Genomic DNA, 13,192 nt, shown 5'->3' on the forward strand with positions numbered 1-13,192 from the left:
GACCATTCAAAGTCGCAAGGCGACGAATGGGCTCACCGCACACCCTGCGGAAAGCGAGCCCTGCAACGGAAATTAACCTCATTCAAAAACAACCTACTTTACGAAAACAGCCTTTTTTTGAATTAGAATCTGCTTTTTCAGTTCTATTAAATTTCATTTTGCATATGATTTAGTAGATGCTAGAGAGGAGCGGATGGGCTTGAAACAGGAGATTTCAATATTAATAAATGGAAAAGAAAAGCGATATAGTGAAAGTAAATCCCGCAAAGAACAAGATCATTCAAGTAATGAGATAGCAGCGGCTATTGAAGTATTAGACAAAGATAAATACATGGTGCTTGCAGAACCGTTAAGGAAAAATGATATAGCTTTTAAAAGAAAGAAAATGAATTTATTTTCTCAAAAAAGGACAGGCTTTTACCTACCACAAAAAGGTAAATCCATACCAAAACAGATCTTAGCAGCAGTCATGGCTGCAGTAGTGACTGGAACTGTTTTAGGCATTATGGTTTTGATGGTATTTTCAACAGATATAACAGAAGCAGGAAATCTTAAACCTGAAACAGCTCACGTTCAAAAAGAAGAGTCTCCTTCAGGAAAAAAACTGGTCACATTGCCTCCTATCAACTTAGAATTCTCAGCCCTGCAGGCTGGTGTATTTTCAACAAAAGAAAGAGCGGACGACGTTGTGAAATCCATTGAAGATAAAGGTTTTTCTGCAGTGATCATCCCAGCTGGTGATGAGAAATCTGCCGTCATTGTAGGGATAGCAAATGAAAAACATCAATTAGAAAGCTATGGTGAAACCTATCAAAATAAGATGGAGAAACCAATCGTGAAAAAACTGTCATTCTCATTTGATAATTTAAAAACACCAAGCAACTTAGACGAGACATATTTCACTAATGGAAAGATTCTTCTGCAGAACGTATTAACTCTCTCTCAGATGCCTGGCACAAAAGAATCTGGACTAGATCAAACTTTAAGTGATTTTAATAAATGGAAACAGTACGGACAGAACCAAAAGAAAAACTGGAAGGAAGAAACAGCTAAAGCTGCTTCAGATTTTGAAAAACAGCTTGAAGGTGCTTTTCTAGCATTGAAAGATACAAAGAAAGGCGAGCTTAACTGGGCATTTCAGCAAAAGGTCATGGATAGTCTTCAATCATATAAACAGTTGCTTCAGACTTTAAAATAGAAATGTTTTAAAAAAGCAGAGATACTCCCCTTTCTCTGCTTTTTTTCTGCTATAAATACAACTGCCTTGTCTGCTTTTTTAGCACTTTCGAGAAATTTGTCAAAAATCGTCTAAGAATATTACCATTTGCCCACATAAAAAAGCCAAAAATACCGAAAAACTAATAGAAGTAAGTTTTTGGCGCTGTTTGTCTATTTTTTACAAGTTTGTTATTGTAAAACTGTACAAATTTAACATCAACGAACGAATTGAAAGGTGATTACATGAAACACCTCATTTTAGCCTCTTCTTCACCTCGGAGATATGAACTTCTGTCATTAACGCTTCTTCCATTTGAAACTTATCCTAGTACACTTGAAGAAAAAATGGATCCAACTCTTAGTCCAAGTCAATTAGTAGAATCACTTGCAGAACAAAAAGCATCAGAAGTACTTACATATAAACCAAATGATGTTATTTTAGGTGCGGATACAATTGTTGCTTATGGCAACAACCGGCTTGGGAAGCCGCGAAATGAACAAGAAGCTGCTGAAACGCTAAGAATGCTGTCAGGTCAGACGCATGATGTTTACACAGGTGTTTGTATTATGGATCAAGAAAAGAAACGTTTATTTTCAGTAAAGACAAGTGTGACGTTTTATCCACTAAGCGAAGAAACGATTCAGTGGTACATCAAGACCGGTGAACCTTTTGACAAAGCAGGAAGCTATGGGATCCAAGGTTCAGGTTCTTTACTCGTAGAAAAGATTCATGGCGATTATTTTAGTGTTGTAGGTTTGCCGGTATCGAGAGTGGTAAGAACACTTAATGATTTCGGATTTTCTTTCACCGGGTCAGTCATATAGGCTGAATAAACGAGGGAGGAACGTAAGTGGCAACAAAACCGCTTATGATTAAAGATTATCCATTACAGGAAAGACCAAGGGAAAGGCTGCTGCAAGACGGTCCTGATACTTTGTCCAACTATGAATTATTAGCTATTCTTTTACGTACGGGAACAAAACAGATGTCAGCCATACAGCTATCGCACCATATTATTCAGCATTTTGAAGGATTAAGACATCTGAAAGATGCTTCGATTGGCGAACTGAAAGAAATAAACGGCATTGGACCTGCCAAAGCAGTAGAACTAATCGCCGCTATTGAAATAGGAAAAAGGATCAGCCGTCTTCAATTTGAAGAGAGATACACGATCCGGTCCCCAGAAGATGGGGCAAGGTACTTAATGGATGAACTGCGCTTTTTGCACCAAGAACACTTTGTCTGTTTATACTTGAATACTAAGAATCAAGTTCTGAACAAAAAAACAGTCTTTATCGGCAGCCTAAACACTTCAATCGTACATCCGCGTGAAGTGTTCAAAGAAGGCTTGAAGCGATCCTGTGCTTCTATTATTTGTTTTCACAACCATCCGAGTGGCGATCCTGCTCCGAGCCGTGAAGATATAGAAGTTACTAAAAGGTTAGTAGAGTGTGGAAAAATGCTGGGAATTGAAGTGTTGGATCACATTATTATAGGTGATCAAAAATACGTAAGTTTAAAAGAAAAAGGATATGTTTAACATTGTCTTTTGATTCTTTTATAGCGTATAATCAAACGTATGAGTTTTGCTTGATGAAAGGAGTTTACATAAATGTTTGGTGGATTTTCAAGAGATTTAGGAATTGATTTAGGAACTGCAAACACACTTGTTTACGTGAAGGGCAAGGGTGTTGTTGTGCGTGAACCTTCCGTTGTTGCTTTGCGTACTGACACAGGTTCAATTGAGGCGGTAGGTAATGCTGCTAAAAATATGATCGGCCGTACACCGGGGAATATTGTTGCTGTAAGACCAATGAAGGACGGTGTTATTGCGGACTTTGAAACTACTGCTACAATGATGAAGTATTTTATTCAGCAAGCACAAAAGAACCGTTCTGTATTTGCACGCAAACCTTATGTAATGGTTTGTGTACCATCTGGTATTACAGCGGTTGAAAAACGTGCTGTTGAAGATGCTACAAAACAAGCTGGTGCTCGTGAAGCTTATACGATTGAAGAGCCGTTTGCGGCAGCTATCGGAGCTGATCTTCCTGTATGGGAACCAACTGGAAGCATGGTTGTTGATATCGGCGGAGGTACAACAGAAGTTGCTATTATCTCCCTTGGGGGAATCGTAACGAGTCAGTCGATTCGCATCGCTGGTGATGAGATGGATGATGCAATCATCGCTTACATTAAAAAAACGTATAACTTAATGATTGGTGAAAGAACTGCAGAAACTCTTAAACTTGAAATCGGATCTGCAGGAACACCTGAAGGTATCGAAGACATGGATATCCGTGGACGAGATTTATTGACAGGTCTTCCGAAAACGATTACGATTACGGCGGAAGAAGTTTCCAGCGCGTTGCGTGATACGGTAAATAGCATTATGGATGCTGTAAAAGTAACTCTTGAAAAAACACCACCAGAGCTTGCTGCTGACATTATGGATCGCGGTATCGTCCTTACTGGTGGAGGAGCTTTATTGAGAAACTTGGATAAAGTGATAAGCGAAGAGACAAAAATGCCTGTTATCGTGGCGGAAAACGCATTGGATTGTGTAGCAGTAGGAACTGGCCGTGCGCTTGAAAATCTGCACCTTTTCAAATCCAAAGCTGGTATTACTTCTAGATCTAAATCCAAGTAAGTAGGTGTATTTTTCATGCCACATTTTTTTTCGAATAAACGGCTTATCATTCTGCTAGTCAGTATTATTATTCTAGTAGCTTTGATTGGTTTTTCGATGAAAAAAAGGGAAAGCCTAACCTTACCTGAGCAGTTTTTAAAAGACTCTGCAGGACTAACACAAACGATTTTCTATAAACCCGCTAATACAATAGCGGGTTTCTTTGAGAATTTAGCTGAAATGAAACAGCTTTACAAAGAGAATCAAATGTTAAAAGCAAGGTTAGATGAGTACGCGAAATTGTATGTACAGTACGAGGAAGTTAAGAAAACAAACGAAACGTTAAAAGCGCAGCTTGATAAAGAAGAAGATCTAACAGACTTCAAGGTGCGGGAAGCAACAGTAATCGGCAGATCTCCTGATCAATGGAATCAATTTATCTATATCAATAAAGGTGAAAAAGACGGAATAAAGCCAAAGATGGCCGTTATTTCACCCCAAGGTTTTATAGGTAAAGTGACGAATGTTTCTTTGTTCCAATCCACTGTTCAGCTTATAAGCGATAACGATCGGACAAATCGTTTTTCTGCTATTGTTCAAGGTGAAAGAAATATTTTTGGTACGATAGAAGGATACGATCCAAAACGTCAGGCTTTGCTGTTTAAAAAAATTCCGGTAGATGCAAAGATTAAAAAGGGTCAAAAAGTTATTACTTCAGGACTTGGGGATGTTTTTCCTCCTAATCTTTTGATTGGGGAAGTAATTGATATTGAACCAGATGAAGTCGGTTTGACTCAAACTGCTTATTTGAAGCCCTCTGCCGACTTGTATGATTTAGATCATGTGATGGTTCTCGAAAGAGAGATGCCAGCAGTAGATGAAAGTTTAAAAGAAAAGGAGGAAGAATGATGAAAAAAATCCTTCTTCCTTTTCTTATCTATTTAGCATTTATTAGCGAGAGTTCATTGATGCAAGCTCTATTGCCTCAGGAGAACAACATGGAATGGCAATTTATACCTCGCTTTTCAATGGTAATGATTTTATTTATTGCTATGTATTTAAATTCAACATATGGACTGGTCTATGGATTAGGGTTTGGACTTCTTACTGATCTGCTTTATACGGATATTATCGGTGTGTACTTATTTTCGATGGCTGCCACTGCCTATATCACATCTGTCTTTTCAAGATATCTTTTCGGAAATCTTATTGTTACACTGCTTCTTTCCATTGTAGGTGTTTCTATCCTGGAGTTTTTTGTCTATGGCTTGAACAGTCTTATCGGGATCAGCAATCAAATGATAGATATGTTCCTTTATAAAAGATTGTTGCCTACCCTCATCTTAAACGGTTTCTTTGCGATACTCATTTATTATCCATATGTAAAGCAGCTAAACCTGCTGAAGGATACCCTAAAAGAAAACTAACAGCAGCAAAGAGGAATTTAGACCTAGCTGTCGAATGTTAGTACGTTGAGGTGAACAATGCCAATGGTACAAAAACTGCAGCACAACGTAACAATTAAAGGTACAAAAGACGGCCTCATTTTGTTGTTGGATGATACATGTTCCTTCGAAAAAATTATTGAGGAACTCTATGATAAATTAACTGCAAACAGTGGACAGCTGCTTAATGGTCCAGTTATTTCTGTTAAGGTAAAGGCAGGAAAGAGATATGTTACTGCTGAACAAGAAGAGAAATTGCGGGAAGTTTTAAAACAAAAAGAGAATCTGATCTTAGAACATATTGAATCAGACGTTATCACCAAGACAGAAGCTGAGGAATTAAGAAAAGATGCACAGGTTGTTACTGTTTCAAAGATTGTTAGATCTGGACAGGTTTTAGATATTCAGGGCGACCTGCTCTTGGTAGGCGATGTGAACCCGGGTGGAACTGTTATCGCTACTGGTAACATTTATATTCTCGGTGCCTTGAAAGGAATCGCTCATAGCGGAAGCAAAGGGAATGAAGAAGCGATCATCGCTGCTTCTGTTATGAAACCTTCTCAGCTAAGGATTGCACATCATATTAATAGAGCACCAGACTCTTATCCAGATTTGGGGAATGAGATGGAGTTTGCTTACATATCCAAAGAAGAACAACAGATTCGGATTGATCGGATCAGTGCTGTTCACCGACTTAGACCGACGTTGAACAGCTTGGTATAGAAAGGGGAATGAAGCATGGGAGAAGCGATTGTCATTACGTCTGGGAAAGGTGGAGTCGGGAAAACGACGACTTCTGCCAATATAGGGACTGCTCTAGCTCTTTCTGGGAAAAAAGTATGTCTCGTTGATACCGATATTGGATTGCGTAACCTTGATGTTTTAATGGGACTTGAGAACAGGATTATTTATGATCTGGTAGATGTTGCAGAAGAACGCTGTAAACTTAATCAAGCCTTGATTAAAGATAAACGCTTTGAATGTTTGTATCTGCTGCCTGCAGCACAAACAAAAGATAAGTCTTCTATTCAGCCTGAACAAGTTAAGAAAATTGTACAGGAATTAAAACAAGATTATGATTATGTTATTATTGATTGTCCAGCAGGCATTGAACAAGGTTTTAAAAATGCTGTAGCAGGTGCAGATAAATCCATTGTTGTAACAAATCCAGAAATTTCATCTGTTCGTGATGCTGACCGTATTATCGGTTTGCTAGAACAAGAAGAAGTGGAAGCGCCAAAACTCATCGTAAACAGACTGCGTAATCACCTGGCAAAGAGCGGTGATATGCTCGATGTTGACGAGATCGTATCCGTACTTTCTATTGAGCTTTTAGGAGTAGTTATTGATGACGAAAACGTGATTAAGGCTGCAAATAAAGGCGAACCGGTAGCAATGCAGCCGGATTCCAAAGCATCAATCGCCTATAGGAATATTGCTAGAAGGATATTAGGAGAATCAGTGCCTCTTCTGTCTTTAGAAGAAGAAAAAGGATTCTTTGGCAAGATTAAAACTCTATTAGGAATGAAATAAAGCATTGGCTTAGGCCAGTGCTTTTTTGTTTGGTCAGGAATTCATTTTAATCACTCATTACTCATAACTTCAGCGGACAAGTCATAAGATGGACATATATGAGAAAAATGGAGGAACGGTTATGAAAAATAGAGCAGATGAAATCCGAAAAAAGTATGGGAATCTATCCAAAAATGGAACATCCAAAGAAAAGAATGTGTCTATAAACAGAGAAGAGCCCGAGAAAAATCACCCTCTATTTAACCGTCATGCCTTACTCATGCAAGTGATGTTTTCTATAATTTTATTCTTAATCGTAGGTATTATCTTTAAAAATAATGGAGAACAGACGGCTAAAGCTAAAAATTTCATAAAGCATGTGTATGAAGACGAATTCCATTTTGCTGCAGCAAAAGACTGGTATGAAAATCAATTTGGAAAACCGCTTGCACTGCTTCCAAAAGATAAATTGATCAAAAGTGAACCAGAACAAGCAAGTGAGGTTTACGCTGTTCCCGCTGATGGAAAAGTATATGAATCATTCAGTTCAAATGGCAAAGGAATATGGATAGAGACAGGAAGCAAAGAAGAGTCTGTAGAGACTGCTAAAGACGGGTACATCGTATTTGCTGGCAAAAAAGAGGATCTCGGATATACCGTTATTATCCAGCACTCTGATGAACAAGAATCCTGGTATGGTGATCTGAAGGAAATCGATAAATCCATTAAACTTTATAACTATGTGGAGAGCGGAACACGGCTAGGGAAAGTATCAGAAAATGAGGGTGGCAAAACAGGAAAGTTTTATTTCGCAATAAAAAAAGACAAAAGCTTCATTGATCCAAGTAAGGTGATTGATATTGATTAACTTGATGGGACAATTTATCCGAAAAATAAAGGTTAATCCAGCATTTTGGATTGTTATTTTCGGAGCTGTTTTTACAGGGCATTTTAGGGAGATAATCGTATGGTTTTTCGTTGTACTGATACATGAGATGGGTCATTTTGCCGGTGCCCATCTTTTTAAATGGAGAATATCCAGAATTGATCTGCTTCCTTTTGGTGGTGCTGCCGTTGTAGAAGAACACGGCACACGGCCCTTTCATGAAGAGGTTTGGGTAGCTGTACTCGGGCCGCTGCAGCATGTATGGATGACAGGATTGGCTTTACTTCTGAACAGTATGGGCATTTTATCTTCAGACGATTTTACTTGGTTCCTGCTTTTGAATCTTACTTTATTCACATTTAACTTATTGCCTATCTGGCCATTAGATGGGGGGAAGATCGCTTTTGCGCTATTTACAAGGTGGATGCCATTTAAGTTTGCACAGAGGCAATTCCTCCTCTGGTCAGCATCCCTTTTAATTGCTGGGGGAGCTTGGCAGCTTTATCTGCAGCCAAACCATTTAAACCTTTGGGTGATTTGTGCCTTTTTATTAGTCGCTCATTACTTAGAGTGGAAAAGAAGCCATTATGTGTTTATACGGTTTTTATTAAGCAAATTGCAGCAGAATCCCTCAAAACAAACTCGTACACTAATCGTTCCCCCAACAATGCCAATATCCAAAGTCGCTAGCCGCTTAATTAAAGGAATTTCACACTCCATAGTTGTCAAAGATCACAACCCGATAACAGTAGAAGAAAAAGATCTATTAGAAGCGTATTTTCATAAACATTCTCCTGAATGTGCAATTGGCCAGGTTTTTCGTTAAAATAGAGAAACGAACCATGGACAGGGAGATGGGTAATAAATATGCAACAGGTAGTAATCAATGCGGCTGGTCTTGAAAAAAGAACGGCGCTGCTTCAAAACGGAAAACTTATAGAATGCGGGTATCAGAGACCAGATGAAAAGCCTTCAACAGGGAGTATCTATAAAGGAAGAGTCCAAAAAGTGCTTCCAGGCATGCAGGCTGTCTTTGTAGATATCGGAACGGAAAAAAACGGATTTCTGCATAGAGATGACCTGCCTGCATTCCAGATGTTATCTAATGAAGAAAAGAAGAAAATATCCATTTCCAGCCTGATTAAAGAAGGAGAATCTGTCCTCGTTCAGATTGCAAAAGAAGAAAGCGGCAATAAAGGAGCAAAACTTACTGCCCTCTTATCTTTTACAGGACACCTCCTCGTATATTTCCCGTATACTCCGCATATCGGAGTTTCAAAAAAAATAAAAGAATCTGATCGAGCGGTCCTATTAAAGTGGGGATCAGAACAAACAAATGAAACAGAAGGAATGGTTATACGTACTGGCTGCGATACCTTTCCTGAAAAAGAAATGAACCTGGAATTAAAAAGCTTAAAGAAACAATTTTCAGAAGCCGTTAAAATGGCTGAGGGGATAAAAGCGCCAAGTTTAATTATCCGTCCGCCATTTTATTATACTTTCTTAGAAAGATGGCTTAATTCAAATGTGGAAGAAATCGTTGTAGATGATCATGATACTTATTCCCGCATTAAAGAGTACGTATCTACTTATTCTACGCCTTTTCAAGTTAAGCTTTATACCGAAAAAGAACCGATTTTTAAAAAGTATGGTATTGATGTAGAAATTCAAAAAAGTTTACTGCCTCATGTTTGGCTGAAAAATGGCGCTTCACTGTTTATTAATGCTACGGAAGCTTTAACAGTTATTGATGTGAACACTGGGAAATTCACCGGAAAAAAAGACCGATCAAAAACTGTAGCAGAGACAAATGCTTTAGCTGCCAGAGAAATTATGAAGCAGCTGCGGTTGCGCAATTTAGCTGGAATGATTGTGATTGACTTTATTACAATGCAATCAAATTCAGACAAAGATATGATCTCTTCAGTGTTAAAAGAAGAAATCAAAGAAGATTCGTCAACAATAAATTTGTACGGCTTTACAAAAATGGGACTTTTTGAACTTACCAGAAAAAAGGAGCGGCCATCGTTATTAGAAACGCTTACCGAAAAACCAAGAAGTGAAATTATGGACAGTCACCAGCTGCGGCCGGAAACTTTTTATTATGAGCTTGAAAGAATAGCTATGGAATATGAGTATCAAGATGATGAAGCAATTTGGCTAGAAGTTCCGTCATATTTTGCTGAATGGCTTCAAAATCAACCGGACAAGCTCTCTTATATTGAGAAAAGGTATGGAAGTTCGTTATTTATCACTCCAGGGTCAATAAATCGTGAAATTATTGTTAGGCAGACAGGCACTGTGAATGATTTAAAAAAGCGATTTTCACATTGACACAGCAGTCCCAAACATGGTAAACTTTTTTCGTTAGTGTTTGGAGCACCCGCTCCAACCGCACAGACTAGGTTTTAAGTATTTTATATACACCTAGGATGGCGAGTCTGAGTATAAGAGGAGGTGCACGTTGATGTACGCAATTATTCAAACTGGTGGTAAACAAGTTCGAGTTGAAGAAGGTCAAGCAATCTATGTTGAGAAACTAGATGTTGAAGCTGGTGAAACAGTAACTTTCGAAGATGTATTGATGGTCGGTGGAGACAGCTTGAAAGTAGGAGCTCCTTTAGTTGAAGGTGCTACAGTTACGGCAAAAGTTGAAAAACATGGCCGTGGCGAGAAAGTCGTTGTCTACAAGTTTAAGGCGAAGAAGAACTATCGCCGTAAGCAAGGACACCGTCAACCATACACAAAAGTTGTGATTGACAAGATTAACGGGTAATTCTCATGATTTCAGTTTCTATTTTCAGAAACAGTGATCAAAACATACTTTCGTTTACGATGGATGGACACGCTGATTTTGCTCCACATGGCCAAGATTTGGTTTGTGCAGCCGCAACAGCTGTGTCGTTCGGTACAATTAATGCTATTGAAAAACTTTGCGGCTTTGAGCCTGAAGTGACCACTCATGAAGATGGTGGTTTTCTAAAGTGCAAAGTACCGAATAATCTAGATGATTCGACCTATCAAAAAACGCAATTGCTTTTGGAAGGCATGATTGTATCTCTTGCTTCGATTGAAGAAGGATACGGTGAGTATATAAAATTGACTGAACATGAAGGAGGTGCAACGAATGCTTAAATTAAACCTTCAATACTTTGCCTCTAAAAAAGGGGTAGGTAGCACAAAGAATGGTCGTGATTCACAGTCTAAGCGTTTAGGCGCTAAGCGTGCTGATGGACAATTCGTTTCTGGTGGTTCAATTCTTTACCGTCAACGCGGTACTAAGATCTATCCTGGTACAAACGTTGGTAAAGGCGGAGATGACACTCTATTTGCTAAGGTTGACGGAATCGTTCGTTTCGAGCGTTATGGCCGTGACCGCAAAAAGGTAAGTGTTTACCCAATCGCGCAAGAAGCGTAAGAGGGAGATAAAAACTCTAACCAGATTGGTTAGGGTTTTTTCTTTGCACTATAGCAAAGTAAGCCAAGTTTTTCTTTACCATTTACAAGAGTTTGAGTACTGCGCTAAATTTGTTGGTGTAAGGTATAGCCATATTAAAAGGAAAGGCTGGAAAGTGCGATGAAGTCAAAAAAATGGACGACTGTCGATCTTTTGCGCCATGCCAGGCATGACTGGCTAAACCAGCTTCAGCTTATAAAAGCAAATCTGTCTCTTGACCGCACTGAGCGGGCGAAAGAGATAATGAATGAAGTTATTGAATTATCCCGGGAAGAATCCAGAATCTCTAACCTGAAGACCCCGAATTTATCAGAGTACTTACTAACCTATAATTGGCTGAAGCATCCGGTGAAATTGTATGGAAAAGTTAAAGGTGAAAGCGGAGATTTTAGTTTGTTCGAAGATGAATTGTTACATACAACGGATGAGTTATGCGATGTGTTGAACAATTCGATTTCGGGATATGAGGAATACTCACTTACTGTTACATTTGAACCTGAAGATCTTCGTGTTAGTTATACATTTGTGGGTAATCTCTCCGATCAGGAGAATACACTCGAAAAAATGAACAATATTTTTTCAACACATAAAAGCATGGCACTCATCGAAAGCTATATTCAGGAGAATAAGTGTTATTTTGAATTTCAGTTAACTTCCTAATGAAAGGAGGAGAATTAAATGTTTGTCGATCAGGTCAAAATTTATTTAAAAGCTGGTGACGGCGGTAACGGGATGGTTGCATTCCGCCGCGAAAAATATGTCCCGGACGGAGGCCCTGCCGGTGGTGATGGGGGAAAAGGTGCAAACGTTATCTTTGAAGTGGAAGAAGGACTTCGTACTCTGATGGATTTTCGTTATAATCGCCATTTTAAAGCACCACGTGGCGAACATGGAATGTCTAAAGGCATGCATGGAAAGAAAGCTAACGATATGATCGTAAAGGTTCCTCCGGGAACAGTTGTAACCGATGCGAATACTGGAGAAACAATTGCTGACTTGGTACATCACAAGCAGCAAGCAATTGTCGCAAAAGGAGGCCGAGGCGGCCGAGGCAACACGCGTTTTGCGACTCCTGCAAACCCAGCACCTGAAATTGCCGAAAATGGAGAACCGGGAGAAGAGCGTGAAGTAACATTAGAATTAAAAGTTTTAGCTGACGTTGGACTTGTTGGGTTCCCGAGCGTAGGGAAATCAACTTTCTTATCTATCGTTTCTGCAGCAAAACCTAAAATTGCGGCTTATCATTTTACAACAATCACACCAAATTTAGGAGTTGTACCAGTTGAGGACGGCAGAAGTTTTGTTATGGCTGATCTGCCTGGATTAATTGAAGGAGCTCATGAAGGTGTAGGGCTAGGACATCAATTCCTGCGTCATATTGAAAGAACACGTGTCATTCTTCACGTTGTGGATATGTCCGGAATGGAAGGTCGAGACCCATATGAGGATTTTGTGAAGATCAATGAAGAGCTTAATCAATACAATATGAGATTGATGGAACGTCCTCAGATTGTGATTGCCAATAAGATGGACATTCCTGGAGCGGAAGAAAACCTAGAAGCGTTTAAGGAAAAAGCAGGAGATTCCGTCAAAGTTTTCCCTGTTTCAGCTATTACTCGCCAGGGAATTCGTGAAGTATTATTTACAACTGCAGATATTCTTGAAGTTACACCTGAATTCCCTCTTATCCATGATGATGGGGTTGAACAGCAGCGTGTTCTCTATAAGCACGAAAAAGAAGATGCAGGTTTCTATATTACTCGAGATCCTGCTGGTACATTTGTTATCAATGGACCGAAGATTGAGAAATTGTTTAAGATGACAGATTTTTCAAGAGAAGAAGCAACTAAGCGTTTTGCACGTCAAATGCGTACGCTCGGTGTCGACCAAGCACTCCGCGATCGTGGTGCAGAACATGGTGATGTTGTACGAATCCTTAAATATGAATTTGAATTTATTGATTAAATTGAGCAGCCCTTATACAGGGCTGTTTTCTTTTAGGTTGTTCTCTAGAAGGGTTGAGTTCTGATCCAGGATGCTTTCT

General features: G+C 39.1%; 16 protein-coding genes and 1 other annotated feature. All 16 genes read left to right on the forward strand.

Features of this window, described 5'->3' with window-relative positions:
- Positions 1 to 199: 199 nt before the first annotated feature.
- The 16 genes from EV282_RS06130 to obgE all read left to right on the forward strand — a co-directional run bounded on the left by EV282_RS06130 (position 200) and on the right by obgE (position 13,113).
- On the forward strand, positions 200 to 1,198 hold the full coding sequence (locus tag EV282_RS06130; protein WP_130294660.1) for an SPOR domain-containing protein: 999 nt from the start codon (positions 200 to 202) through the stop codon (positions 1,196 to 1,198).
- A 263-nt stretch (positions 1,199 to 1,461) separates the two neighbouring features.
- The gene (locus tag EV282_RS06135) at positions 1,462 to 2,043 is read left to right on the forward strand and encodes a Maf family protein (RefSeq protein ID WP_130294662.1); all 582 of its coding nucleotides are present in this window, start codon (positions 1,462 to 1,464) and stop codon (positions 2,041 to 2,043) included.
- Between the two features lie 44 nt (positions 2,044 to 2,087).
- Positions 2,088 to 2,759, forward strand: a complete 672-nt coding sequence (radC, locus tag EV282_RS06140) for a RadC family protein (protein WP_130296914.1) — start codon at positions 2,088 to 2,090, stop codon at positions 2,757 to 2,759.
- Positions 2,760 to 2,831: 72 nt separating this feature from the next.
- Positions 2,832 to 3,869 carry a rod shape-determining protein gene (locus EV282_RS06145; protein ID WP_066291366.1) on the forward strand — a complete coding sequence of 346 codons (1,038 nt, stop codon included), beginning with the start codon at positions 2,832 to 2,834 and terminating at the stop codon, positions 3,867 to 3,869.
- A gap of 15 nt (positions 3,870 to 3,884) precedes the next feature.
- Complete coding sequence (gene mreC / locus EV282_RS06150) at positions 3,885 to 4,757, forward strand: rod shape-determining protein MreC (RefSeq protein WP_130294663.1); 873 nt, start codon at positions 3,885 to 3,887, stop codon at positions 4,755 to 4,757.
- Positions 4,757 to 5,275: a rod shape-determining protein MreD gene (mreD, locus tag EV282_RS06155; protein ID WP_165389375.1), complete on the forward strand. Its 519-nt coding sequence runs from the start codon at positions 4,757 to 4,759 to the stop codon at positions 5,273 to 5,275. Before mreC ends, mreD begins: the two co-directional genes overlap by 1 nt.
- A gap of 63 nt (positions 5,276 to 5,338) precedes the next feature.
- Positions 5,339 to 6,016 (forward strand): septum site-determining protein MinC, encoded by a 678-nt coding sequence (gene minC / locus EV282_RS06160; RefSeq protein ID WP_130294666.1) that lies wholly within the window; start codon positions 5,339 to 5,341, stop codon positions 6,014 to 6,016.
- A 15-nt stretch (positions 6,017 to 6,031) separates the two neighbouring features.
- Entirely contained in the window at positions 6,032 to 6,826 is a 795-nt protein-coding gene (gene minD, locus EV282_RS06165) for a septum site-determining protein MinD (protein ID WP_077359202.1), read from the forward strand.
- Between the two features lie 121 nt (positions 6,827 to 6,947).
- Complete coding sequence (locus tag EV282_RS06170) at positions 6,948 to 7,673, forward strand: M23 family metallopeptidase (protein WP_165389376.1); 726 nt, start codon at positions 6,948 to 6,950, stop codon at positions 7,671 to 7,673.
- The gene (locus EV282_RS06175) at positions 7,666 to 8,517 is read left to right on the forward strand and encodes a site-2 protease family protein (protein WP_130294669.1); all 852 of its coding nucleotides are present in this window, start codon (positions 7,666 to 7,668) and stop codon (positions 8,515 to 8,517) included. Before EV282_RS06170 ends, EV282_RS06175 begins: the two co-directional genes overlap by 8 nt.
- A gap of 41 nt (positions 8,518 to 8,558) precedes the next feature.
- Positions 8,559 to 10,025 (forward strand): Rne/Rng family ribonuclease, encoded by a 1,467-nt coding sequence (locus EV282_RS06180; protein WP_130294671.1) that lies wholly within the window; start codon positions 8,559 to 8,561, stop codon positions 10,023 to 10,025.
- Between the two features lie 46 nt (positions 10,026 to 10,071).
- Positions 10,072 to 10,144, forward strand: a sequence feature (ribosomal protein L21 leader region).
- 14 nt (positions 10,145 to 10,158) lie between these two features.
- A complete protein-coding gene (gene rplU / locus EV282_RS06185) occupies positions 10,159 to 10,467 on the forward strand; it encodes a 50S ribosomal protein L21 (RefSeq protein WP_066291353.1) in 309 nt (102 codons plus the stop codon).
- 5 nt (positions 10,468 to 10,472) lie between these two features.
- The gene (locus tag EV282_RS06190) at positions 10,473 to 10,826 is read left to right on the forward strand and encodes a ribosomal-processing cysteine protease Prp (RefSeq protein WP_130294672.1); all 354 of its coding nucleotides are present in this window, start codon (positions 10,473 to 10,475) and stop codon (positions 10,824 to 10,826) included.
- A complete protein-coding gene (gene rpmA / locus EV282_RS06195; RefSeq protein WP_066291343.1) occupies positions 10,819 to 11,109 on the forward strand; it encodes a 50S ribosomal protein L27 in 291 nt (96 codons plus the stop codon). Before EV282_RS06190 ends, rpmA begins: the two co-directional genes overlap by 8 nt.
- 159 nt (positions 11,110 to 11,268) lie before the next feature.
- Positions 11,269 to 11,808: a Spo0B domain-containing protein gene (locus EV282_RS06200; protein ID WP_130294674.1), complete on the forward strand. Its 540-nt coding sequence runs from the start codon at positions 11,269 to 11,271 to the stop codon at positions 11,806 to 11,808.
- 18 nt (positions 11,809 to 11,826) lie between these two features.
- Positions 11,827 to 13,113: a GTPase ObgE gene (obgE, locus tag EV282_RS06205; RefSeq protein ID WP_130294676.1), complete on the forward strand. Its 1,287-nt coding sequence runs from the start codon at positions 11,827 to 11,829 to the stop codon at positions 13,111 to 13,113.
- The last annotated feature ends 79 nt before the right edge of the window (positions 13,114 to 13,192 follow it).

Source organism: Fictibacillus sp. BK138 (genome assembly GCF_004216955.1).
Taxonomy (GTDB): domain Bacteria; phylum Bacillota; class Bacilli; order Bacillales; family Fictibacillaceae; genus Fictibacillus.

Bases quoted from the DNA above. Each gene is read 5' to 3' on its own strand.
- radC (WP_130296914.1), top strand. From the start codon at position 2,088: ATGATTAAAGATTATCCATTACAGGAAAGACCAAGGGAAAGGCTGCTG.
- mreD (WP_165389375.1), top strand. From the start codon at position 4,757: ATGAAAAAAATCCTTCTTCCTTTTCTTATCTATTTAGCATTTATTAGC.
- EV282_RS06200 (WP_130294674.1), top strand. From the start codon at position 11,269: ATGAAGTCAAAAAAATGGACGACTGTCGATCTTTTGCGCCATGCCAGG.
- EV282_RS06135 (WP_130294662.1), top strand. From the start codon at position 1,462: ATGAAACACCTCATTTTAGCCTCTTCTTCACCTCGGAGATATGAACTT.
- EV282_RS06145 (WP_066291366.1), top strand. From the start codon at position 2,832: ATGTTTGGTGGATTTTCAAGAGATTTAGGAATTGATTTAGGAACTGCA.
- EV282_RS06190 (WP_130294672.1), top strand. From the start codon at position 10,473: ATGATTTCAGTTTCTATTTTCAGAAACAGTGATCAAAACATACTTTCG.
- rplU (WP_066291353.1), top strand. From the start codon at position 10,159: ATGTACGCAATTATTCAAACTGGTGGTAAACAAGTTCGAGTTGAAGAA.
- minC (WP_130294666.1), top strand. From the start codon at position 5,339: ATGGTACAAAAACTGCAGCACAACGTAACAATTAAAGGTACAAAAGAC.
- EV282_RS06170 (WP_165389376.1), top strand. From the start codon at position 6,948: ATGAAAAATAGAGCAGATGAAATCCGAAAAAAGTATGGGAATCTATCC.
- EV282_RS06180 (WP_130294671.1), top strand. From the start codon at position 8,559: ATGCAACAGGTAGTAATCAATGCGGCTGGTCTTGAAAAAAGAACGGCG.
- minD (WP_077359202.1), top strand. From the start codon at position 6,032: ATGGGAGAAGCGATTGTCATTACGTCTGGGAAAGGTGGAGTCGGGAAA.
- rpmA (WP_066291343.1), top strand. From the start codon at position 10,819: ATGCTTAAATTAAACCTTCAATACTTTGCCTCTAAAAAAGGGGTAGGT.
- mreC (WP_130294663.1), top strand. From the start codon at position 3,885: ATGCCACATTTTTTTTCGAATAAACGGCTTATCATTCTGCTAGTCAGT.
- obgE (WP_130294676.1), top strand. From the start codon at position 11,827: ATGTTTGTCGATCAGGTCAAAATTTATTTAAAAGCTGGTGACGGCGGT.